The sequence below is a fragment of the Desulfosarcina sp. BuS5 genome (assembly GCF_028752835.1).
Lineage (GTDB): Bacteria > Desulfobacterota > Desulfobacteria > Desulfobacterales > BuS5 > BuS5.
Window position 1 is genome coordinate 3940302 of sequence record NZ_CP087952.1, and the last position, 21924, is coordinate 3962225.

Sequence of the window (21924 nt, forward strand, 5' to 3'; positions counted from 1 at the left end):
TTCTGTTATGAAAAAAGAAGATATTAAATATTTCCGTGACTTGCTTACTGAACGTCTTGAAGATCTACTTGCCAGGGCTGACGATACGGTTTCAAACATGACTTCTCATATGGAAAATTTTCCCGACCCTACTGACAGAGCATCGTTAGAAGAAGATCGTAATTTTATGCTTCGGATGAGGGACAGGGAAAATAAGCTGATCAAAAAAATTAAGAAAGCTCTGGAGCGTATTGACAACGGCACATTCGGAAATTGCGAAGCCTGTGAAGAAGAGATTTCCATAGAGCGACTCAAGGCCAGACCGGTTACAACTTACTGCGTTGACTGTAAGACCAAAGAGGAGGCTTCCGAGAAAGCCCTTGGATTGTAATAATGGAACCATCGACCTTCACATTCATTCCACCGCATCCGATGGAACGCTGACCCCGGTCGAAATCCTCGCCATGGCTCGCAGCCTCAAACTGGCTGCCATAGCAATTACCGATCATGACACGATTGATGGTTCAAAAGAGCTTATTGCGCACGGCATACCTTCCGATATTCAATTTTTAACAGGAGTCGAAATAAGCGCATCCTGGCCGTCGAATTTTTCTAGAATCGGTAGTTTGCACATTTTGGGTTATGGCATACGACTCAACGACCATCTACTTAATCAGACCCTCGATGCTCTTCAGGAGGCCAGAAAGAACCGAAACCCACAGATAATAAAACGTCTCAACAATTTTGGGTTTCATATATCCATTGATGATATAATAAAAGAGGCCGGAACAGATGGACAGATCGGAAGACCGCACATTGCCCAGGTAATGATAAAAAAAGGTTTTGTCGCATCCATTAATGAGGCTTTTGATCAATACCTTGGGACAGGCCGGCCGGCCTATGTTGACAAATATCGCGTCGAATGTTCAAGGGCTATAGAAATTATACAATCTGCCGGCGGTATTCCGGTGCTTGCCCACCCCGTTCTTATGCAAATGGAAAGCAAGGAACATTTAGAGAAATTTGTTATCGCTTTAACCGAAATGGGCATGAAGGGTATTGAAGTATATTACCCTGAACATACGCCGGAGAATACCGCTTTTTATAAAAGAATAGCAAAAAAAAACGGATTGATGATGACAGGCGGTTCTGACTTTCATGGTTCATTAAAGCCTACAATAAAAATGGGCTCGGGCAAGGGCAGCCTGTCCGTGCCTTATGCACTGTTTGAAAAATTAATCAGCGTTATATAGATTTCCATATAAATATTTTCACTGCGTTATTGGTCGTCGGAGGTAGGGGTTCAAGATTTTGAACCCCTACCTCCCTCTGGCCTTGTGCTAAATTTTAAATGGGTAATTATTTGAAAATTTATATAATATTTATAACTGTGAAAAATGTATGATAGCAATATTTCCAAATTAACAAAAAAGCTTCATTATAAATTTAAGAATATCGCTCTCCTCGAGGAGGCTTTAAGGCATCGTTCCTATGTTAATGAACAGGATATTGATATGAACGATAATGAGCGATTTGAATTTTTGGGAGATGCTGTGTTAAGCCTTGTGATCGGCAATATTCTGATGCTCCGCCATCCGGAATTCAAAGAGGGCGACCTCTCTATGATTCGTGCCGATCTTGTAAATGAAACACAACTAGCCGGCATTGCCCGTTCTTTGGATGTGGGCCGGCATGTGCAGCTTGGCAAAGGAGAGGCGCAGACAAAGGGCATGGATAAAAACTCTATTCTTTCAGATACTTATGAAGCCATAATAGCCTCGGTTTACTTGGACGGCGGCTATTATGCGGCATACCGTATGATTGAATATCATTTTTCGTTTTTGTTTGATTCGATATCCGCACGCAGCACAAATCATTATTACAAAAGCCAACTTCAGGAACTTGTTCAAACTACAACTCATCTGATACCCGTTTATAAAGTCATTAAGGAGAGGGGGCCTGATCACGATAAGACCTTTACCGTGCAACTGAATGTGGGCAGTATAGTCACTATAGGAGCAGGAAAAAGCAAGAAGCTGGCTGAACAGGATGCGGCAAGAAAAGCCCTTGATATTCTTGAAAAGAAAAATCTTGGCAGCATCTGAAAAATTTTCCTTTTACTTACAATGCCAAAACCTTTTATTATACCAATATTCATCCCGAATGCCGGTTGCCCACACTATTGCGCCTTTTGTAACCAGAGATCCATAACAGGCGCTGGTGATCAACTGATATCTCCTGAAAAAATCGGGGTGATTGCAAACGAATTCCTGGATTTTAAAAAAGAAAATCGCGGTGCCGTTCAAATCGCGTTTTACGGGGGCAACTTTCTCGGCCTGCAAACCGTCTATATGCTATCTCTTCTTAATGAGGCGGAAAAACTAGTAAAAAAAGGCTTGGTGGAGAGCATACGCTTCTCAACAAGGCCTGATACAATAGTAAAGGAAAAAATAGATCTCATAAGCCGGTTTTCTGTATCGACCATAGAAGTCGGTGTTCAGTCCATGGATAATCAGGTGCTTAAAAAAGCCGGACGCGGGCATACCTGTAAAGACACGGAACGGGCGTTTTCTATGCTGAAAGAACGTAAATACAGCAATTATACAACAGGCGCTCAACTAATGGTGGGTTTGCCGGGTGATGACGAGACCAAGTGCCTTGCCTCATGCCGTAGTATTGCAAATTTGTCTCCGGATTTTGTCAGAATCTATCCTACCCTGGTAATTGATGGTTCTCTGCTTGCAAAATGGTACAAAAAAGGCGAATATAATCCTCTGCCTCTCGACATAGCTGTAACCCTTGTAAAAAAAATCTACCTTTTTTTTACAAAAAGGAAAGTCAAGGTTATCAGAATGGGACTGCAGGCTTCGTCGGACCTTGAAAAAGATTCAACAGTTTTGGCAGGGCCTTACCATCCGGCATTCGGTCATTTGGTTTTTTCCGAGATTTTACTGGATCATGCGGAAAAGATAATTAATATGAGAAACGGGCTGCATGATGATATTCTCATCAAAGTTCATCCTAAGAGTGTTTCAAGAATGAGAGGCTTAAAAAACCGGAATATAGAGATATTAAAGCAGAGATATAAAATAAAAACCATAAAGATCATCCCTGACCCCAGTACAAAAAACGATGACTGTTCGATCATATTTCAATAAAATAGTCTGAACCGGTTCCTTCTTTCCTTGACAAAGTCGAGCTACAGTCTTAAGAGATTAAATCCCATGAACAACGGAAGATGAACACTATTGCCCGTTTAAAATTATGACAAGTTTGAAAACCATATTATCAGTGCTCATAGTTGTTCTCTTGACAGTATTAATTGTGGTTTTTAATAAACCGGAAGGACAGAATAATCAGGATAAAGATAATACTTTACAGGTAGAATCTTATAATGATCAATCTGAATATCAGGAAATACACCTCTATTTTGCCGACAGGAAACAGTTATTTTTAAGGGCTGAAAAAAGGCGTCTTGCATCTCTATCCGACCCGGCTGAAGCTGGAGAAAACATTCTAAAAATGCTGATTCAAGGTCCTGCTCAAGGTCTGATGCGGACAATACCGGAAGGTACCAAAATTTCAGCTTTTTATATAACTGATGCTGCAACCGCTTATGTAGATCTGTCGGAAGAGGTAAGAGATAATCAACCTGGAGGAGCAACAACTGAACTTTTAACCATATATTCAATTGTAAATTCACTAATTCTTAATATTCCTGAAATTAACAGGGTAAAGATATTAATATGCGGACGCGAATCAATGACTCTTGCAGGACATATTAGTCTGCGGCCGCATTTTAAAGCCGACATGCTTTTGATACGATGAAAAAAACTGACCAAATAAAAAAAATACGAAATATCGGTATTATTGCACATATTGATGCTGGAAAAACTACGGTGACTGAGCGGATTCTCTACTATACCGGCCGATCTCATAAAATAGGAGAAGTCCATGATGGCGAGGCTGTAATGGACTGGATGCTGGACGAGCAGGAACGTGGAATTACAATAACCTCCGCTGTTACAACCTGTCACTGGAAGGGGGGTGAAATTCAGATAATAGATACTCCAGGTCATGTCGATTTTACTATCGAGGTGGAGCGCTCACTAAGAGTGTTAGACGGTGTAGTTGGTGTTTTTTGCGCTGTTGGAGGAGTCGAGCCTCAGTCCGAAACCGTTTGGCGCCAGGCTGATAAATATTTTGTCCCCAAAATAGCATTTATCAATAAACTGGATAGAATCGGCGCAAATTTTTTTAAAACCGTAGAAATGATGAAGAAAAAACTTAATGCCGAACCTCTTATAATTCAACTGCCGATCGGATCAGAAGACGATTTTATCGGTGTAATCGACCTTCTGAACATGAAACAGATACTCTACCATGACGAGACCAGGGGTGAAACTTTTACAATAGAAGAAATCTCATCAGATTATATCGAACGCGCCGAAGAGTACCGTGAGAAACTTATAGAATTGCTTGCCGAATATGATGACGATATAATGGAAGCCTATCTATCCGAAGCTCCCATCGACAACACCATACTTCTTGCTGCTATACGAAAATCTGTCATTGATTTAAAGCTCGTTCCTGCTTTGTGCGGCAGCGCATTAAAGAACAAGGGCATACAGCCTCTACTGGATGCGATTAATTTTTTTCTTCCAAGCCCCTTGGATGTGCCGCCGATAAAGGGGATTAATCCTGAAACGGAAGAAATAATTGAATGCAGGGCCAGTGATAAAGAACCCCTTGCCGCTCTTATCTTTAAAGTGTCTATGTCAGAAGGAAGAAAGCTTTCTTACCTTCGGATATACAGCGGAAATATCAAGGTTAAAGAGGATCTTTACAATCCGGTTCGCCAAAAAAAAGAGAAGCTTACCAGGATTCTCAGAATGCATGCGAACAAAAAAGAAAGGATAGATAGGGCGGGTGCAGGCAGCATAGTCGGGATTGTGGGATTAAAGGAATCTTCCACCGGGGAGACCCTATGTTCCGAAGAACACCCTGTTCTCCTGGAAAAAATAGATTTTTACGAACCTGTCATTTCTATTGCAGTTGAACCAAAAACCCATGCGGATCAAGAGAAAATTGACGATGTGATAGAAAAATTTATCGCCGAAGATCCAACCTTAAGATGCAAAAAAGATGAGGATACCGGCCAAATTATTCTGTCCGGAATGGGTGAACTTCACCTGGAAGTAATAATAAGCCGTATGCAGCGTGAATTTAAAACATCTGTTAATGTCGGCAAACCACAAGTGGTTTACAGGGAGTCGATAGAGCGGGAAGTTAAAGCCTCAGCGGTTTTCGATAAGGAGGTTGCCGGCCGGCACCATTTCGGCGAGGTCACAATAAGGCTTAAGCCATTACCAAGAGGAAGTGAGACTATATTCATATCAGAGCTGCCCGAAGATAAAATACCGAAAATTTTCCTGCCGGCCATAAAAAAAGGTGTAATGGAAGCCCTGGATAGCGGAGCATTAATGGGTTATCCTGTGGTCGATGTTGAGGCAGTACTCACTGGAGGTTCTTACAAAGAATCTATGGGTACGGAACTTGCATATAATGTTTGTGCCTCCATGGCCGTCAAGAAGGCCCTGCAAGACGGAAGAGCGTTTCTACTTGACCCCGTAATGAGTGTTGAGGTCTTTGTGCCTGAATCCTTTACCGGAGATGTTATTGGCGACCTTAATTCACGAAACGGCCAGATAGAATCGGTTGAACATCAGATCGGATCACAGGCCATAAAGGCCTCTGTTTCACTTGCTAAAATGTTCGGGTTTTCAACATCATTAAGATCCGCCACCCAGGGCCGAGGAACTTTTACGATGCAATTTTCTCATTTTGATAAAAGATAGCCCGTCCGGGAACAGTTATGGATAAAATTGTCAATTAATTGACATTGAAATACTATAATCTGCAAGCAACCTTCAATATATAATCCACAACCCGCAAACCATAATCAAAATTATGACTCCTTTTTTAATAAAGCGTAAAAAGACAAAAGAGATTTATGTGGGCAAGGTAAAGATCGGGGGCTTTGCGCCCGTTGCGGTTCAGTCCATGACCAATACACCCACAGAGGATGTCCAGGCAACTGTTTCGCAGATCAAACGCCTGGAAGAAGCCGGTTGTGAAATCATACGTGTGGCGGTTCCTGATATGGAGGCTGCAACAGCTATCGTAAAGATCAAAAAAGAGATTTCCATCCCTTTGATAGCAGATATACACTTTGATTATCGCCTGGCTGTTGCCGCAGCAGAATCAGGCGCTGATGCTCTCAGGATAAACCCGGGGAACATTGGAGGCAGAAAAAAGGTCAAAGCAGTTACAGATGCCGCGAAAAATTTTAATATCCCCATAAGAATCGGTGTGAATGCCGGTTCCCTGGAAAAGGAATTTTTGGAAAAACATGGCGGTGTAACGGCCGAAGCAATGGTTGAAAGCGCCTTGAGGCACGTTGACCTGTTGGATTCGCTCGGTTTTCATGAAATCAAGCTTTCCTTAAAAGCGTCTGATATACCAAGGACACTGGATGCATACAGGCTGCTTTCCTGCCATACAGATATTCCTCTTCATGTCGGCGTAACAGAGGCCGGAGGGCTTTTCCCCGGGATAGTCAAATCGTCCGTTGGCATAGGCATGCTTCTTGCAGAAGGTATTGGTGACACCATACGCGTATCATTGACCAGGGATCCTGTGGAAGAGATTAGAACCGGTTTTGAGATTCTGAAAGCCCTTGGAATGCGAAAACACGGACCGGAAATAATTTCGTGCCCGACTTGCGGAAGATGCAAAATCGATCTCTTTAATATTGCGAAACAGGTAGAGAAGGCGCTTTTAACATCATCAATGCCTTTAAAGATTGCGATCATGGGATGCATAGTAAACGGGCCGGGAGAAGCCAGGGAAGCGGATATAGGTATTGCCGGAGGGAAAGGCGCAGGCATTCTATTCAAAAAAGGTAAGGTTGTTAAAAAAATCCCGGAGGATAGATTAGTTGATATTTTGTTGAAAGAGATCAAGGAATACGAAAAAAATTACTTGGAGGGTGGTAAATTACAATGATTGAAAATCATCTAAATGACCCCGTTTTTTTTGAAAAAGAACAAACACAGGCCATACCTTCGGAGGACTCCGGAGAAATCCTGGAACTTACTGAAATTTTCCAGCCTGCTCATAACGATTTTAAAGCGATTGCAGCAAAAGTTGAAAGGGACTTTGATCAACCGGATTTCGGCGCATTTGTCGGTGAAGAGAATCAACTTGAAGATGCTGCTGATATTATTGAAGATGACGGGATTGACCTCACAATCCTAAAACTGGAGAGTCTTGAAAAGCAGATAGAACAGTTATCCAATGAGTTTACAAGCAAACTGAAATATGATGCTCATAAGGAAAAAATAATAGATGATCTTCATCATGAACTCCAGCAATACAAAAATGATATTATAAAAAAGCAGTCAATGGCCATCATCCTGGATATGATAAAAGTTGTCGATGGGATCAGAAAATTTTTAGCGTATCATAAAGATAAAGAACCTTCCGATTCGGAGTTCGGGAAACTGCTTGATTTTATTGAAAGCATCCCTTCAGATATAGAAGATGTTTTTTTATTGCAAGGTGTAAATACTTTTACCTGCAACAATGAGGTTATCGACCCCGCCAGGCAAAAAATAGTAAAAAAAACAGCAACAACAGATAAATCAAAAGATAAAATGGTAACAGCCACCATATCTCACGGCTATGAATGCGACGATAAGGTAATCCGCCCGGAAATGGTTCAAATTTTAACATACAAAAATTCTTAAAATGGAGATCCGCGATGAGTGAGAAGATGAAAAAAGTTTTTGGCATAGATTTAGGCACCACATATTCGTCTATAGCTTATGTGGATGAATACGGAAAACCTGTTATTCTGCCTAATGTTGAAAACCAGCATCTTACCCCTTCAGTGGTTTTCTTTGATGAAGGCAACATAGTTGTCGGTGATGTGGCAAAAGAAAGCTCAAAAATTTATCCTGATGAGGTGGTTAGTTTTGTAAAACGGTCCATGGGTGAGCCTAATTTTCTCTTCGAGTATGATTCAAAGATGTACAGGGCCGAGGAAATTTCGAGTTATATTATAAGAAAAGTAGTCCAGGATGCGGAACAGAACCTGGGTGAAAAGATTACCGACGTGGTAATCACATGTCCTGCATATTTCGGGATTAATGAACGTGAGGCAACTAAAAAAGCCGGTGAGATAGCAGGATATAATGTGCGCCAAATTATAAATGAACCGACCGCCGCCGCCATTGCATATGGAACTGTCGAATCATCCGAAAGAAAAACCGTACTTGTTTACGATCTAGGAGGCGGGACATTTGATATAACAATGATAGAGATTAAACCCGATGCAATCGAAGTAATATGCACAGGAGGAGATCATAACCTGGGAGGAAAAGACTGGGACGATAGAATTGTATCATACCTTGTTGAAAAATTTAAGAATAAGACAGGAATTGAAGAGGATATTCTCGATGATCCCGACACCTGCCAGGAACTGCAGCTTTCGGCTGAAAAAGCAAAAAAAGTCCTCTCCCAGAGGGAGAAGACCCCGATTGCCATCACTCACGGGGGAGAAAGAGTTAAGGTTGAACTGGAACGAAAAAAGTTTGAAGAGATTACAACGGATCTACTTGAAAGAACGATCGCTTTTATCCATGATATGCTGGAAGAGGCAAGAAAAAAAGGTTATGATAAATTCGATGAAATCATACTGGTAGGCGGAGCCACACGCATGCCGCTGATAATGAAACGTATTAAGGAAGAGTTCTCCATGGAGCCCAAGTCCTTCGATCCTGATGAATCCATAGCAAAAGGCGCTGCAATATATGGATGTAAACTTGTTCTTAATGATGGCCTGATTAAAAAAATTTCCGAAAATACAGGTAAAAAAATAAAGCCATTTGATGACCTTATTGAACTGACAGACGCGGTTGATGTGACTCCTGCGCAGATCCAGGAAGCTGCCCGGCAGGTTGCAGGTGAAACAGGATATACTCTTGCCGCGGTTGAGCGGTCTGCCGTAAAGGTTAAAAACGTCACTAGCAAGAGCTTTGGAGTTATAGTAAGAAACAGGCAGAACGAAGAGCTTGTATTTAATCTCATTACACGAAACACATCTGTACCTGTAAACACCAAAAAGGCCTTTTTTACAGGGATCGCTGATCAGGAGACAGTCCTGATCCGGATCATGGAGAATGAAACCAGTGAAAAGACTCTTCCTCCGCAATATGCAATAGAGATCGGAACCGCTGTCCTCGATCTACCTGACGGTCTTCCGGCCGATCTCCCAGTTGAAATCACTTTTAATCTGGATATGGATGGCTGTCTGCAAATTAATGCTGTAGAAACTTACAAATCTCGATGTGTGGATGTTACCCTGAATACATGCGCTGTAATAAATGGAGAGGAACTTGAAGAAGCCAAGGCAAGGTGCAATAATCTGTTTGTTCACTAAAAATGGCCTATAATGGGAAGAAAAAATTTCTATATACTGCTCGATTTGTCAATCGATCCCCCTGAAGAGGAGCAAAAAATAATTGAGCTGGCGATTAAGCAAAAGCAGGCTGAATGGAGCCGCTCCCGCAATCATCCCACCAAGGGCTTAAAAGCTAAACAGTATATCGGCCTGCTTCCTGAAATCCGCAGGATCATGGGTGATCCGGAGCTGCGGAAAACCGAAGCCTCAAATGCGGCAACAATCCTTTCAAAAAAAGCCGGCGAAAAATTTTTGGTGATAGACAGGCATATTGCCATCTGTATGAGCAAGGGTTTCATAACCGACGAAGAAATTTTTAATCTGGCCAAACGCCATTCTGTTAAAGACAATGAAATCAGAAAAAGGGTAAAGCAAAGGGAAGATGCAAAAAATGCGGAGATAAACAAGCAGGTTAAGTTACGCTCCGCTAAAGGATACATAACTAAAGACGAGCTGTTAGAGCTTGCGAAAATTCACTCTGTAAGCGCCAAAGAGATCCGCAAGAGAGTAACCTGCCCCATCAAAAAAAGCTTACAAAAATCAGCAAAAAAGCCCAAACCTTTAGATAAAGCTATAGAAAAAATTATAACTGATAATCTTAAAATCGTAGGAAAATCATCTCTTTATCAATTCCTTGATCTTCCTTCGGACTCCAGTCTGGAATCCTTGCAAGAAAAATCAAAAAAAAGAGAGTCCGAATTACACAAAAGAGGTAAAAAAGACGCTCTTGGCACAGCCGGAATAGCCTTGGCAGGGCATTGTCGAACGATTTTCAAGACTGAAAACACCCGCAACTCGTATGACATGACCAATGCCCGCTCTCTTCTTAAAGGTCTGGATTCAGATATTGATGTGGCGGGGATGGATGGTACAATAAGAACGGAATATTATAATGCTCTGGTCGATTCCGCCGTCAAATTAGGCATGAACAGAAATGAAGCTCACAAGTATATTAGAGATTACTCCAGGAAAAAAAAATGGAAAATTGAGACTAAAGCAAAAAGGCCGGGCTGGGTTCTGTATGCTGTAGTCATTGCTGCATTGCTGTTTATAGGCGCCGGCACTGGAATATATTTACATATAAAAAATGAAAGCAAGCTGAAAAAAGAATATCAGCAGGTGCTTGCTGGTATAGAAAATGATAATGATCTGCAAAAAAAGGTGCGGGTATTCAATAATTATATCAGCACACATAAAGAGAGCGACCGTACTATTGATGCTGTAAAACGGCTGGAAAAGTTGCGCCTTGCCATAGATGAGCTGAAAGCAAAAGAGTTCACTGCCGATGCGGATAAATTATTGGCGGAAAAAAAATATCAAAATGCTCTGGCAATTTACAAGGAGTTTATAAGGAGATATCCGAAAAGCCTTTACGCGGATAAAATTAAAAAAAAAATCGAGGAATTATCGGTGCTGCTTGATGATATTGATTACAAAGAACTGGACAGGTTACACGGCAAGCTGGTGCAGGTAAGAGCATTGGCATATTCCGCATATTTAAAGGAACATCCAAAAGGTAAAAATATCAAAAATGCAAAAAAAATCCTATCGAACATACGCGAGGAATATTACCTGACTCTGCTTAAGGAGATTGAGAAATGTGCAAAAAATGAGGACTGGGAAAAAGGAGTGCTCTCATGCGATGACTTTATTAAAATATATAATGGGCATCAACGTGCTGTAGAAATTAAAGAACAACAGGATATTCTACGCACCCGCTTATGGGAAAAAGAAACTTTCGCCCGGATGCTGCAAAAAGTAAATGCTAAAGGGGGGGATTACCAGGCCGGAAGACAAATTTTTATTGATTATTTAAATGCTTATCCCGATTCTTACATAAATGATAAGATAAAGGTGGAACTGGCCAATCTGGACAAAAAGGAATTAATGGCAAAAACTGCCGCTAAAAAAGAACGTCTGATAAGGTTAATTAAAAAATCCGGCAACCGTTTTATTCTCAACAGTAATGATACTGTAAGGGACATAAAGACCGGCCTGACATGGTGCGTGGCTGATTCCCTGCTCGATACGGATGATTGTCTAGACTACGACTCTGCAATAGAATATACTAATAATTTAAAGACAGGCGGATATAACGACTGGCGCCTGCCGACTGTCGTTGAACTGGCTCAGCTCTATAAGCAAAAGCCTTTTTTTCCTCAAGGTGAATCTGAATGGTACTGGACATCAAAAAATTATTCACGCTATGCTGACGGCTGGAGCAAAGTGGTTGACATTGTAACTTCTAAAAATGAAGTTATGTGGGAAAAGGAGGAGAGAGATTCGCGGGACTGCGGATCCGTACGTGCGGTAAGGTATAGAGCTTCACATAAATAATTTCACTGCGTTATCGGTCGTCGGAGTAGGGGTTCAAGATTTTGAACCCCTACCACCTCTGGCCTTGTGAAATGAATTATGTGAAGCTCTATAGTGGCCAAAAAATCAGGTTAGAAATTTATCAGGTGACTTGATATGCTTTAATACTATCGTCTCCCACAATATATGAAGAATATTTGTAATAAAGGTCACCTGACCGACCTTACGCAAATCCCTGATGATATCCTGCTCGCCTGCTTTTACTATTCTGTCCGCCTCATCTGCAATTGTTGCCATAAGCTCATCAGCATCCATTGCATCTCTGAAAATTCTTGTTAACGCAAGCCTTACCTTCCCGGATCTTGGAAGCCCAAGCTGGTCCATAGCCTGCCTGAACATTTTGGAGTCGACTCCCTGAAGCTCTTCAATAACCGCTTTTGCGCCCTTGTGGTGAATATGGTAAACTCCAGTATTTTTTTTTAATGTAATCATTGCATAGCAGGCATGAGTGTCGCTGGTGCATCCGAACATAGCGGTTTGTGCTGTTTCGTGTTTATGACTGCCGACGGACAGACTCTTGAACAACTTTTTAATATCAATTTCGGGGTTTGTAATATAAAAATCGGCAGCAACATTCGGTGTTTTTGCATGCTCAAGGGAGAGCCTTATTCCATGTTCAAACTTTTCAACACCGATCCCCCGTTTTTGAAGGATTTGTTGTATTTTTTCTATTTTTATAGCATTACCCTGTTTCATATGCTGTAAAATAATTGACAAGAATTATAATGGGATATACAAAAAATTATAAACAATTTAAATGGAGTAAAATGTCACTCACAGGCAATATTAATACTATCGACCTTGCAGACTTATTGCAACTTCTATGCAATGATCAGAAGACTGGAATTCTTAAAATAACAAATGAAAAGAATGAAGTCAAAATTATTATTAAGGATGGCTCCATTATATACGCCACAAGTTCACAAAAAGAATTCCGCTTAGGAACTCTTATGGTTAATGAAGGAATCATAACCTATAAGCAGCTGATGGATGCAATTGCTGAAAGCAAAAAGCAAAACCTTGCCATCGGCAAATTTCTTGTAATAAAAAAACATATTACCACCGATATTCTAAAACAATTCAGCAACAAGCAGGTGGAAGAGATTCTTTATAACATCTTCCTGTGGAATGAAGGTAATTTTGAATATAAAGACCAGGCGCATAATTTTGACGAAATGATTGTTGCTCCGTTCAACACAATGAACATAATCCTTGAAGCAGCGCGTCGCATAGATGAAATGTCAATTTTTAAAAAAAAGATCAATAACGAAAAAATGGTCTTTAATATAACTGAAAAAATACTGGATAATGAAGGTATAATACTTCAATTAAATGAATGGCGGATGCTCTCATTTGTCGACGGAACATGCTCTGTTGAAGGAATAATAAAAAAAAGCGGTTTTGATAAATATTCAGTCTATAGAATATTGTACTCCCTGATTTCATATGGCCTGGTTGAAGAATGCGCCGCGGGACAGGTGGAAGAAAAAGATACTGTTAATTTTTCTGCTATTATATGCGAATATTATAATATTCTGCAGACAGTCAGAAGTTGTTTTATATAGACTTTAAGGCATCCTTCATATCACTTCAAAAGTATTTTACACTTTTTTTAACAAATAAACCTATCTGTGTTTATCTGTGTGCATCTGTGTCCCATTGTTGTTTCAAAAGTGTCAACGACAAATGAAGGATGCCGACTTTAATATAAAAATTTTGGGTGCGTTATCGGTCGTCGGAGTATTATAATATGCCTTCCCCAGCTGCTTTCTGCATAATACTTTTTGAAGGTAGATCATCGTCAAAATTGATTTTTATCTTGGCAGAGATATCCTGCTGAATTTTAGGATGTTCCATAAACCGGTTTATTTTTAGAGGTTCTCCGAATCTAATATCTACATCTACACCCGAAAAAAGCATCGTTCCTTCGATCATTATCTCTTCCAGCAGACGTTCCTCTATCTCCTCCAGTAGATAGCCGGCCAATTTGCTTAATATGTTTGCCATGGCTCTTACAGGATAATAGGTTATGTTGACAGGAACAATGTATGTATCTCTTTTTAAAACATATTCTATCGAATCTATTCCAAAAAGATCCATGATACGCTTTGCTTCCCCAGGTTTGGTTTTTACCATAGCCCTGAGCCTCTGTCTATAAAATTCTGTTCGGAGAGCAAGTGTTGCGGCACCGGAATGGAGTTTATGCTTTTTTCCGGCATATGAGACCATGAAACTGCCTTTTGTAAAATTTTTTTATTTTTAACCATCCGGCCTTCAGGATAAATAATCCAGTCCGCCTCACCGGTGAGAAGGGCCTTTACGATTAAAAGATCCCTGTCAGGATCCATGGTCGAGACTGTGCCCACTTTTTCCGGATAAGCTCCGGGAAGGCCCCTTGAAAAAGTCTATTATCAGCCAAAGACCATATGGGAATACCTGTAACCCTAAAAATGTTATATGGCAGGAAAGGGGTTTCCATCATAGTGGAATGATTTGTAACATATATTATTGAGCCGTGGGGGATATTCTCTTGACCATGAAGTTTTGTTCCGGCTTTTGACAGGTTTGAAATGGTCTGTATGGCAAGGACTGTTAATAGATAGGCAAAGCAGTTCATAATTGAAAATTATTCAAACAGGCGGGAAGAGGTCCAGCCTGTTTGAATAAAAAATATTTACCGTTTTGAGAACTGGAAGCGCGCGCGTGCCCCTTTTTGGCCGTATTTCTTTCTTTCTTTAACCCTGGAGTCGCGTCTTACAAAGCCGGCTTTTTTAAGTGCTGTCCTAAGGTCGGGGTCGACGAGCATAAGCGCCCTGGTTATACCGTGCCTTATAGCTCCGGCCTGACCCGTACTTCCGCCCCCCTTGACTGTTACTACTACATCATATTTACTTAAGTTATCAGTTAAGACTAAGGGCTCAGCCATAATATCCATAAGAGATTTAACTGAAAAATAATTGTCTGCCGATCGTTTGTTAATTGTAATGTTGCCTGTCCCTGATTTCAGCCAGGTTCTGGCAATAGCTTTTTTCCGTCTTCCTGTTGCGTAATAAGTATTTTCTTGTTCCATTTAATTGTCCGTTAGTGTCTTGGTTATAAATATTATTATATAGATTGTCACATAAATAATTTCACTGCGTTATCGGTCGTCGGAATATTACAATACGCCTTCCTCCCTCCGGCCTTGTGCAATTAATTATCTGAAAATCTATAATTCTAAGGCTTCAGGCTGCTGGGCGTCATGGGGATGACTATTTCCCGCATATACCTTCAACTTTTTAAAGAGTTTTGACCCGAGCCTGTTCTTGGGAAGCATTCCCTTTACAGCAAAACGGATAAGATCTTCAGGTCTTTTCTCAAGCAGTTTTTCAGCAGAAATAGATTTGAGTCCACCAATGTAGCCTGAATGTCTATAATATTGCTTTTGCTTTAATTTTCTACCGGTAAGCCGTATCTTCCCGGCATTAATCACTATAACTGAATCCCCCATATCAACATGCGGAGTAAACAGGGGATTATGCTTGCCTCTCAGACGGGAGGCTACATTAGAAGCCAGTCTTCCAAGGATGGCCCCATCCGCATCTACCACAAGCCACTTGTTCTGATTGTCTTTTGTTTTTGCGCTGTATGTATATTTTTTCAAAGTGTCTCACTCCTGATTTTATAAATCAAATTACAATAAACGGCATAACTACCGATGTCAATATAAATTATCTGTATTTGTAATTTTTTAAAACATACCATTTTGTATTTTAAATTGTCATATAAAACAAATTAAAATTTATATTTTTCAAATGCATTTACCAGTCCTTTTCGGTTTTATACTTGAAAGAAAGGCTTCTGTATATTATTATAAATATTTTGCAACATTGTAGTGGTAATGGTTTGCCCCTGCCTGCTACTTTGTATTGATTAAATGAAAAAAATTAATTATCTGAAATTTTTATATAATACATGGAAGGGAAGAAAATACAATGACATATTCCATTGCTTTGGCCGGCAAGGGTGGCACCGGGAAAACCACCGTGGCTGGTATGCTTATTAAATATTTGGTAAATAAGGAAAAGACTCCGATTATAGCCGTAGATGCCGACAGTAATGCAAATCTTAATGAGGTACTGGGGCTTGAAGTAACTGAAACTATAGGAAATGCCCGGGAAGAGATGAAAAAAGGGGTAGTGCCGGGCGGAATAACCAAGGATGTATTTATGTCGATGAAACTGGAACAGGCTGTGGTAGAAACCCCGGATTATGATTTAATTGTAATGGGACAGCCTGAGGGTCAGGGATGTTATTGTGCGGCAAACACTTTGCTGACCGGTTTTATTGAACGTCTGACGGATAATTACCCTTATCTTGTGATGGACAATGAGGCCGGTATGGAGCATATAAGCCGCCTGACAACTAAAAATGTTGACATACTTCTTATTGTTTCTGATACTTCCCGGCGTGGCATCCTGGCAGCCGTAAGAATAAATGACCTTGCAAAAAATTTGAGCATCGGGGTTGGTAAAACATATCTTATTGTAAATCAGGTCAAAGAGGAACTCTCCGGTACTGTGCTGGAAATGTTGGATAAAGCAGACTTGGAACTTGCCGGTACAATCCCGGAAGATAAAACGATTTATGAATATGACCTGAACGGGCGGCCTACAATTGAGATTTCTGATGATAATCGGGCGATAAAGGCTGCTTTTGCAATATTTGATAATATAATTTAATTGGACAATTTTTACGAATAAATGCACAAGCCATATAAAGACCTTTATATATATTATCTTGAGGGCTGCATGGAACATGGCACAGATATTTCCTTCAGTGGATTTATCGGCAACTGGGAAGAGGATGGTTTTTCCTTTCTCTTTTTTTCCAGGCCTTCCCATGCAGAGGTGGAGGAACTACTGAAAAAGCACCCTTCCTTGACCCTTATAGATAAATATAATATGACTTATGATGAGTGGCAGGGAGGAGCAGTTGCTCCCTTCCGGGCGGGAGGTTTCCTGATAGAGCCTCCCTGGCACACTGAATCTGAAAGGTCTCTCAAGGATAAAAAGATCATACTCGATCCGGGTATTGTTTTCGGCACAGGAACCCATCCCACAACAAATGATTGCCTTGAGGCGCTTGAAATTGTATTTTACAGGAAAGACGTAAAATCCGTAATCGACCTAGGTACCGGCACAGGTCTGCTTGCGCTTGCCGCAGCGGGTTTGGGATGCAGTAAGGTCCTGGCCGTTGATTTTAATTTGCTGGCCGTAAAGACTGCAAGGAAAAATATAGAGTTAAACGGATTTGAAGACAGACTGTTGGCTGTGCACGGCAGAGCCGAGGATTTGATTTTTTGTCCCGCTGATCTGGTGATTGCTAATATTCATTATGATGTCATGAAGCGCCTTATCTATTCTGAAGAGTTTTTGAATAAAAAAATGTTTATTATCTCTGGTCTGTTACGGAGTCAGGCCTTAAATGTACTCTCCATATTGTCACAATATCCTGTTAAGATTATTAAAAAATGGGAACGGGAAGGTGTCTGGCATACTTATTTGGGAGAAATAAGCGTATAATTTTAAAGGGTTGGTGAATGCTTATCAAATGCTGGGGTTCCAGGGGGTCAATCCCTGTTTCCGGTAACGAGTTTATGAAATACGGGGGCGACACAACCTGTATAGAGATAAGAACTAAAAGCGATGATATCATTATTATCGATGCCGGAACCGGAATTCGAAGGCTTGGCAACAGCCTAAGCGCGGAAGGACGTTATAAGTATAACTTTATCATCACCCATGCTCATTGGGATCACCTGATGGGGTTTCCTTTTTTTAAACCACTCTATGATGATAGAACCGAAATTCATATGCACAGGTCTCCCTTTCCCAAAAAATTTATGGAAAATATGATCTCAAAAGTAATGACTCCTCCCAATTTTCCTGTAAGATATTCAGAATTGAAGGCCAGATTTTTATATAAAAATGGCCACCCGGATAAATTTCAGATAGGATCGATTACAGTGGTTCCCATACCTTTAAGTCACCCCAACAAAGGAATAGGATACAAGTTTATTGAAGATGGAAAGGCTTTTGTTTTTCTTACTGATAATGAACTAGGCTATATCCACCCCGGTGGAGCCTCCTATGATGAATATTGCGGATTCGTATCATCTGCTGATCTTCTTTTTCATGACGCTGAATATACAGCAGATGAATATGAAAGCAGAATCCTTTGGGGCCATTCCATATATATGGAGGCGGTCGAACTGGCAATAGAGGCCGGGGTAAAAAAGCTAGGTCTGTTTCATCATAATCAGGATAGAACAGATCAGGAAATTGATGAGATTGTTGATATATGCAGGATGCATATTTCGGAAAAAGGAAGCACTCTCGAATGTTTTGCCGTGGGTTGTGATATGACCTTTGAGTTGTAGACCTTTGAAAAAGAGAAAATATTATGGATAAACTGGTTAAAAGAGCGGCGGATGATATAGGAAATGCCGGTAATGTCGCAGCCCTCACCGGGGCCGGGATTTCAGTTGAGAGCGGCATTCCTCCATTCAGGGGAAAGGGTGGAATATGGGAGAAAATCGATCCCATGGAGTTTGCCCATATAGATACATTTATGCGGGATCCTGTTAAGGTTTGGGATGTTCTGCTAAAGGATATGAAAGAAATTATAGACAAAGCAAAGCCTAATGCAGCCCACCTCGGCCTGGCAAAACTTGAAAAAATGAATAAACTGAAGACTATTATCACCCAGAATGTAGATGGGCTTCACCAGATGGCCGGCAATACTGATGTGATTGAATTTCATGGCAATTTTGCGTGGCAGAAGTGTATGAAATGCGGCAACAGGTGCGAAACCGGTAAGGTGGATCTGTCCCGGATTCCTCCAAAATGTAAATGTGGCGGCATGTTCAGGCCTGAATGTGTTTTTTTTGGCGAAATGATACCCCCCGATTATCTTGCACGCTCTCAACAGGCGGCTGCCCGGTGCGATGTGATGCTGGTGATAGGGACATCAGCATTGGTGCAGCCCGCATCATATATACCTGTAATTGCAAAAGAAAACGGCGCCAAGGTTATAGAAATAAACCCGGAAAGGACGCCATTGACAAGCAGGGTCAGCGATTATCTGGTCAAGGGAAAGGCTGGGGACGTAGTAACTGATATTCTGGCAGCAATGGAGAGTAGCTAACGAATGGATGAAGGTAAAAACGGCGGATGGGTCAGAAATATAGAATTAACGCCTCCAACCCTGCAGGATAATACTGCGGATGCAGACCGGCTTGCCGGCGCTTTAAAAAAAGAGCTTGGCGCTGAATCGATTGATATTGAGTTTGATCTTTTAAAAAGGCTGCCTCAAATCCTTAGAGAATCCGGGTATAAGATCAGGTGTATTCTTTTTAAGCAACACGGACGCTGGCTTCTTTTGGACGCTGCCGGGTGTGATGATAATACAATAATTGCCGGGCTTGCCGTTGATTTGGGCACAACCAGAGTGGTGTTACGGCTCATTGATCTTGTCTCGAATAAAACTCTTGGCGAGACTTCTTTTGATAATCCGCAAATATCAGTGGGGCCGGACATATTGGCCAGGATACATTTTACGGACCAGGAAGGAGGCCTTGAGAAAATAAACAGGCTGATTATTGACGGTTTGAATAAGGAAATAGAAAATCTGTGCGACCTTTGCGGCCCCAGGCCCGCTGATATTTATTTATTGTCTGTCGCAGGAAATACTGCCATGACCCATCTTTTCATGGGCATTAATCCCAGGTGGATAATACGTGAGCCTTATATTCCGGTAGTAAACAGCCCTGATGTTGAAAAAGCCTCGACACTTGGGATCAAGGTTAATCCCCTTGCCCGGGTCCTTATTTTTCCGAATATAGGCAGCTATTTTGGAGGAGATTTAATTGCCGGGATTCTTTTTTCAGGCTTAAACAAGAGTAATGATACGGCAATTCTTGTCGATGTGGGGACAAACGCCGAAGTTGTGCTGGGAAACAGAAACTGGCTGATGGCCTGCGCCGGAGCAGCAGGGCCGGCTCTTGAAGGAGGAGTGACAAAAATGGGGATGATGGCCGGCCCCGGAGTAATAGACCGGATTTCCATAGAGCCCGATTCATCCATATTCCACATACATACAATTGAGAATAATACTCCCCGGGGAATTTGCGGCTCCGGGCTTATCGATCTTGCGGCCCATCTTTTTCTTTCCAAAATGATCGATATCAGGGGACGATTCGTATCGGACATGTGTAATAATAAAATTAGGGAGATCGATGGGATTCCAGGTAGGAGCATCGGTTACCCGACGCCCCCCCTACAGACCCGTACGTGAAGATTTCCCTCATACGGTTCCTCGGTTCAAATCCTTTTTACCGGATTATCAACCAAACAGGCGACACCCCGTTTGGCGTATAACTTTGCAGCCCTTACGGCATCAAATATTATGGACTATTCTGGGTAATGGCAGTGGGTATGTTGTGCGCAAGTCCTCGAACATTACTTCGCCCTTGTGACTTCTTCGGCTTAACCATCGACGCCATGCTTTCTCAGTATATTCAAACACAACTTCCAGCACTTTGTAGTTACTTATTACTCCAAAGTACTGGTAAAAACCTCGCAGTTTACTGCAAAGAATCTCATACTGCTCGGCCATTGGCTTATGACGGTTATCCTTGCACCATATCCATATTCTCTTCATAAAACGGCTTGAACGCTTTCTTGCCGTCTTTTTCTTTATTACCATGTACCCTTTTAATGATTTTGACCAGTAAAATGTAAACCCTAAAAAATCAAACGTCCCGTTTCCCTTTCCGCTAATGCGTTTGGAAAATCGAATCAGTTTTGTCTTTTCCGGGTGAAGTGACAGCTCGAACTGTTCGAACCGCCTGGGTAATACATCCATGACACGCAATGCGTCTTTTTCATACTCGAACCCGAGGATGAAATCATCCGCCCAGCGTATGATGGAGCATCTCCCTTTCATCCGGGGGATCACTTCTTTCACGTACCAGTCATCTAAAACATAATGAAGAAAGATATTACTGAGCACAGGGGAAATTACTCCTCCCTGTGGAGTGCCCGTTTCAGAGTACGTCAGGTTGCCTTCCTCCATTACGCCTGCATTCAACCACTTCCCTATCAGGCGAATCATTCCGCCGTCACTTACTCTCCGACGTATCATGTCTTTAAGTAACTCGTGATTAATATTGTCAAATAGTCCTGTAATATCTGCGCTTACTATCCAGCTGATATTCTGCTTCAAGCATTGCTCACGTAAATCTTTGATTGCCATGTGTTGGCTCCGACCTTTTCTGAATGCATGGGAAAAATTGTAAAAATTCCTGTCAAATATGACATTCAATATGGCTGCTGCTGCTTTCTGGACAATTTTATCCTCAAGTACAGGTATGCCAATTGGACGCTTTTTCCCTCCTTCCTTGTCTATCCAGATACGCTTTACAGGAGACGCAACGTACTGTCCTCTCCGCAGTCGTTCATACAGATTATAGAGGTTTTGATCAAGATTTTCGGCATACTCCTTTGCCGTAACCTTGTCCACTCCTGCAGATTTGCTTTTCCGAATTTTACGAAAGGATTGTTTCAGTAAATCAAAGTCTATCCGATGGACTACTGATGTAAATACCAGTTCAGGATTACTTTGAGCAAGCAGCTCGATTTTGATAAGGGATGACCCACCTGTTAACACCGGTGGTTGTCCCCATTCTATCGGTCTGGAATTGCAAGCGACCGTTCTTGCAATTTCTCGGCTTTTTGTTGATATGGTTTGTGACATCTGTGTATCTCCCATAATTCCTGCCAAAAAAACGTTATACCCTGCTTCACCTTCCCTGCAGTGGGTCGCTTGGGCATCACTTCCCCACCTTTCCGATCAAGATAGTTCAATTCTTAATCATCGGTACTATGATCTGCTAAGACTTCCGAATGTTTATCTCAGGTTCGTTCGCTCTTCGCTATCCTCCCCTGATACCTTGTATCGCCCATCTTTTAATGTTTGTGTTTCTGCCAATGGCAGACTCG

General features: G+C 41.4%; 22 protein-coding genes. 16 read left to right on the top strand and 6 right to left on the bottom strand.

Features of this window, described 5'->3' with window-relative positions:
- The first annotated feature begins 7 nt into the window (after positions 1 to 7).
- From dksA to BuS5_RS19065, 10 genes are all read left to right on the top strand, one after another.
- Positions 8 to 370 (top strand): RNA polymerase-binding protein DksA, encoded by a 363-nt coding sequence (gene dksA / locus BuS5_RS19020; protein WP_027354010.1) that lies wholly within the window; start codon positions 8 to 10, stop codon positions 368 to 370.
- The gene (locus BuS5_RS19025; RefSeq protein ID WP_027354009.1) at positions 360 to 1232 is read left to right on the top strand and encodes a PHP domain-containing protein; all 873 of its coding nucleotides are present in this window, start codon (positions 360 to 362) and stop codon (positions 1230 to 1232) included. The genes dksA and BuS5_RS19025 overlap by 11 nt, the downstream gene beginning before the upstream one ends.
- 144 nt (positions 1233 to 1376) lie before the next feature.
- Entirely contained in the window at positions 1377 to 2084 is a 708-nt protein-coding gene (gene rnc, locus BuS5_RS19030; RefSeq protein WP_027354008.1) for a ribonuclease III, read from the top strand.
- Between the two features lie 21 nt (positions 2085 to 2105).
- A complete protein-coding gene (locus BuS5_RS19035; protein ID WP_051374789.1) occupies positions 2106 to 3137 on the top strand; it encodes an elongator complex protein 3 in 1032 nt (343 codons plus the stop codon).
- A gap of 106 nt (positions 3138 to 3243) precedes the next feature.
- Positions 3244 to 3807, top strand: coding sequence for a GerMN domain-containing protein (locus tag BuS5_RS19040; protein ID WP_051374788.1), 564 nt, complete (start codon positions 3244 to 3246; stop codon positions 3805 to 3807).
- A complete protein-coding gene (gene fusA / locus BuS5_RS19045) occupies positions 3804 to 5837 on the top strand; it encodes an elongation factor G (protein WP_027354007.1) in 2034 nt (677 codons plus the stop codon). The genes BuS5_RS19040 and fusA overlap by 4 nt, the downstream gene beginning before the upstream one ends.
- 112 nt (positions 5838 to 5949) lie before the next feature.
- Positions 5950 to 7047 carry a flavodoxin-dependent (E)-4-hydroxy-3-methylbut-2-enyl-diphosphate synthase gene (gene ispG / locus BuS5_RS19050; protein WP_027354006.1) on the top strand — a complete coding sequence of 366 codons (1098 nt, stop codon included), beginning with the start codon at positions 5950 to 5952 and terminating at the stop codon, positions 7045 to 7047.
- On the top strand, positions 7044 to 7790 hold the full coding sequence (grpE, locus tag BuS5_RS19055; RefSeq protein WP_027354005.1) for a nucleotide exchange factor GrpE: 747 nt from the start codon (positions 7044 to 7046) through the stop codon (positions 7788 to 7790). The genes ispG and grpE overlap by 4 nt, the downstream gene beginning before the upstream one ends.
- Before the next feature lie 26 nt (positions 7791 to 7816).
- The gene (locus tag BuS5_RS19060; RefSeq protein WP_027354004.1) at positions 7817 to 9484 is read left to right on the top strand and encodes an Hsp70 family protein; all 1668 of its coding nucleotides are present in this window, start codon (positions 7817 to 7819) and stop codon (positions 9482 to 9484) included.
- A 12-nt stretch (positions 9485 to 9496) separates the two neighbouring features.
- On the top strand, positions 9497 to 11842 hold the full coding sequence (locus tag BuS5_RS19065) for an Lcl C-terminal domain-containing protein (RefSeq protein WP_051374787.1): 2346 nt from the start codon (positions 9497 to 9499) through the stop codon (positions 11840 to 11842).
- 105 nt (positions 11843 to 11947) lie between these two features.
- Here the strand turns inward: BuS5_RS19065 and BuS5_RS19070 are convergent, their stop codons facing one another.
- Positions 11948 to 12577 (bottom strand): hypothetical protein, encoded by a 630-nt coding sequence (locus tag BuS5_RS19070; protein WP_027354003.1) that lies wholly within the window; start codon positions 12575 to 12577, stop codon positions 11948 to 11950.
- Between the two features lie 29 nt (positions 12578 to 12606).
- Between BuS5_RS19070 and BuS5_RS19075 the strand changes: the two genes are divergently transcribed.
- A complete protein-coding gene (locus BuS5_RS19075; protein WP_084445968.1) occupies positions 12607 to 13446 on the top strand; it encodes a DUF4388 domain-containing protein in 840 nt (279 codons plus the stop codon).
- Positions 13447 to 13624: 178 nt separating this feature from the next.
- Here BuS5_RS19075 and BuS5_RS19080 read toward each other — a convergent pair whose 3' ends face one another.
- The 4 genes from BuS5_RS19080 to rplM all read right to left on the bottom strand — a co-directional run bounded on the left by BuS5_RS19080 (position 13625) and on the right by rplM (position 15524).
- Complete coding sequence (locus BuS5_RS19080) at positions 13625 to 14017, bottom strand: hypothetical protein (protein WP_027354002.1); 393 nt, start codon at positions 14015 to 14017, stop codon at positions 13625 to 13627.
- Entirely contained in the window at positions 14011 to 14247 is a 237-nt protein-coding gene (locus tag BuS5_RS19085) for a hypothetical protein (RefSeq protein WP_157487397.1), read from the bottom strand. The genes BuS5_RS19080 and BuS5_RS19085 overlap by 7 nt, the downstream gene beginning before the upstream one ends.
- Before the next feature lie 308 nt (positions 14248 to 14555).
- Positions 14556 to 14951 (bottom strand): 30S ribosomal protein S9, encoded by a 396-nt coding sequence (gene rpsI, locus BuS5_RS19090; RefSeq protein WP_027353999.1) that lies wholly within the window; start codon positions 14949 to 14951, stop codon positions 14556 to 14558.
- Positions 14952 to 15089: 138 nt separating this feature from the next.
- Positions 15090 to 15524, bottom strand: a complete 435-nt coding sequence (gene rplM / locus BuS5_RS19095; RefSeq protein ID WP_027353998.1) for a 50S ribosomal protein L13 — start codon at positions 15522 to 15524, stop codon at positions 15090 to 15092.
- Positions 15525 to 15855: 331 nt separating this feature from the next.
- Between rplM and BuS5_RS19100 the strand changes: the two genes are divergently transcribed.
- The 5 genes from BuS5_RS19100 to BuS5_RS19120 all read left to right on the top strand — a co-directional run bounded on the left by BuS5_RS19100 (position 15856) and on the right by BuS5_RS19120 (position 20218).
- Complete coding sequence (locus BuS5_RS19100) at positions 15856 to 16602, top strand: ATP-binding protein (RefSeq protein ID WP_027353997.1); 747 nt, start codon at positions 15856 to 15858, stop codon at positions 16600 to 16602.
- 69 nt (positions 16603 to 16671) lie between these two features.
- Complete coding sequence (locus BuS5_RS19105) at positions 16672 to 17445, top strand: 50S ribosomal protein L11 methyltransferase (RefSeq protein ID WP_198012255.1); 774 nt, start codon at positions 16672 to 16674, stop codon at positions 17443 to 17445.
- 17 nt (positions 17446 to 17462) lie between these two features.
- Positions 17463 to 18302, top strand: a complete 840-nt coding sequence (locus BuS5_RS19110; protein ID WP_027353995.1) for an MBL fold metallo-hydrolase — start codon at positions 17463 to 17465, stop codon at positions 18300 to 18302.
- Between the two features lie 23 nt (positions 18303 to 18325).
- Positions 18326 to 19069, top strand: a complete 744-nt coding sequence (locus BuS5_RS19115; protein ID WP_027353994.1) for an SIR2 family NAD-dependent protein deacylase — start codon at positions 18326 to 18328, stop codon at positions 19067 to 19069.
- A 3-nt stretch (positions 19070 to 19072) separates the two neighbouring features.
- The gene (locus BuS5_RS19120) at positions 19073 to 20218 is read left to right on the top strand and encodes an ASKHA domain-containing protein (RefSeq protein ID WP_274427891.1); all 1146 of its coding nucleotides are present in this window, start codon (positions 19073 to 19075) and stop codon (positions 20216 to 20218) included.
- Positions 20219 to 20320: 102 nt separating this feature from the next.
- Here BuS5_RS19120 and ltrA read toward each other — a convergent pair whose 3' ends face one another.
- On the bottom strand, positions 20321 to 21694 hold the full coding sequence (gene ltrA / locus BuS5_RS19125; protein ID WP_036019348.1) for a group II intron reverse transcriptase/maturase: 1374 nt from the start codon (positions 21692 to 21694) through the stop codon (positions 20321 to 20323).
- Positions 21695 to 21924: the final 230 nt, after the last annotated feature.

Bases quoted from the DNA above. Each gene is read 5' to 3' on its own strand.
- dksA (WP_027354010.1), top strand. From the start codon at position 8: ATGAAAAAAGAAGATATTAAATATTTCCGTGACTTGCTTACTGAACGT.
- rnc (WP_027354008.1), top strand. From the start codon at position 1,377: ATGTATGATAGCAATATTTCCAAATTAACAAAAAAGCTTCATTATAAA.
- BuS5_RS19035 (WP_051374789.1), top strand. From the start codon at position 2,106: ATGCCAAAACCTTTTATTATACCAATATTCATCCCGAATGCCGGTTGC.
- BuS5_RS19040 (WP_051374788.1), top strand. From the start codon at position 3,244: ATGACAAGTTTGAAAACCATATTATCAGTGCTCATAGTTGTTCTCTTG.
- fusA (WP_027354007.1), top strand. From the start codon at position 3,804: ATGAAAAAAACTGACCAAATAAAAAAAATACGAAATATCGGTATTATT.
- ispG (WP_027354006.1), top strand. From the start codon at position 5,950: ATGACTCCTTTTTTAATAAAGCGTAAAAAGACAAAAGAGATTTATGTG.
- grpE (WP_027354005.1), top strand. From the start codon at position 7,044: ATGATTGAAAATCATCTAAATGACCCCGTTTTTTTTGAAAAAGAACAA.
- BuS5_RS19060 (WP_027354004.1), top strand. From the start codon at position 7,817: ATGAAAAAAGTTTTTGGCATAGATTTAGGCACCACATATTCGTCTATA.
- BuS5_RS19065 (WP_051374787.1), top strand. From the start codon at position 9,497: ATGGGAAGAAAAAATTTCTATATACTGCTCGATTTGTCAATCGATCCC.
- BuS5_RS19070 (WP_027354003.1), bottom strand. From the start codon at position 12,577: ATGAAACAGGGTAATGCTATAAAAATAGAAAAAATACAACAAATCCTT.
- BuS5_RS19075 (WP_084445968.1), top strand. From the start codon at position 12,607: ATGGGATATACAAAAAATTATAAACAATTTAAATGGAGTAAAATGTCA.
- BuS5_RS19080 (WP_027354002.1), bottom strand. From the start codon at position 14,017: ATGGTAAAAACCAAACCTGGGGAAGCAAAGCGTATCATGGATCTTTTT.
- rpsI (WP_027353999.1), bottom strand. From the start codon at position 14,951: ATGGAACAAGAAAATACTTATTACGCAACAGGAAGACGGAAAAAAGCT.
- BuS5_RS19100 (WP_027353997.1), top strand. From the start codon at position 15,856: ATGACATATTCCATTGCTTTGGCCGGCAAGGGTGGCACCGGGAAAACC.
- BuS5_RS19105 (WP_198012255.1), top strand. From the start codon at position 16,672: ATGGAACATGGCACAGATATTTCCTTCAGTGGATTTATCGGCAACTGG.
- BuS5_RS19110 (WP_027353995.1), top strand. From the start codon at position 17,463: ATGCTTATCAAATGCTGGGGTTCCAGGGGGTCAATCCCTGTTTCCGGT.
- BuS5_RS19115 (WP_027353994.1), top strand. From the start codon at position 18,326: ATGGATAAACTGGTTAAAAGAGCGGCGGATGATATAGGAAATGCCGGT.
- BuS5_RS19120 (WP_274427891.1), top strand. From the start codon at position 19,073: ATGGATGAAGGTAAAAACGGCGGATGGGTCAGAAATATAGAATTAACG.
- ltrA (WP_036019348.1), bottom strand. From the start codon at position 21,694: ATGGGAGATACACAGATGTCACAAACCATATCAACAAAAAGCCGAGAA.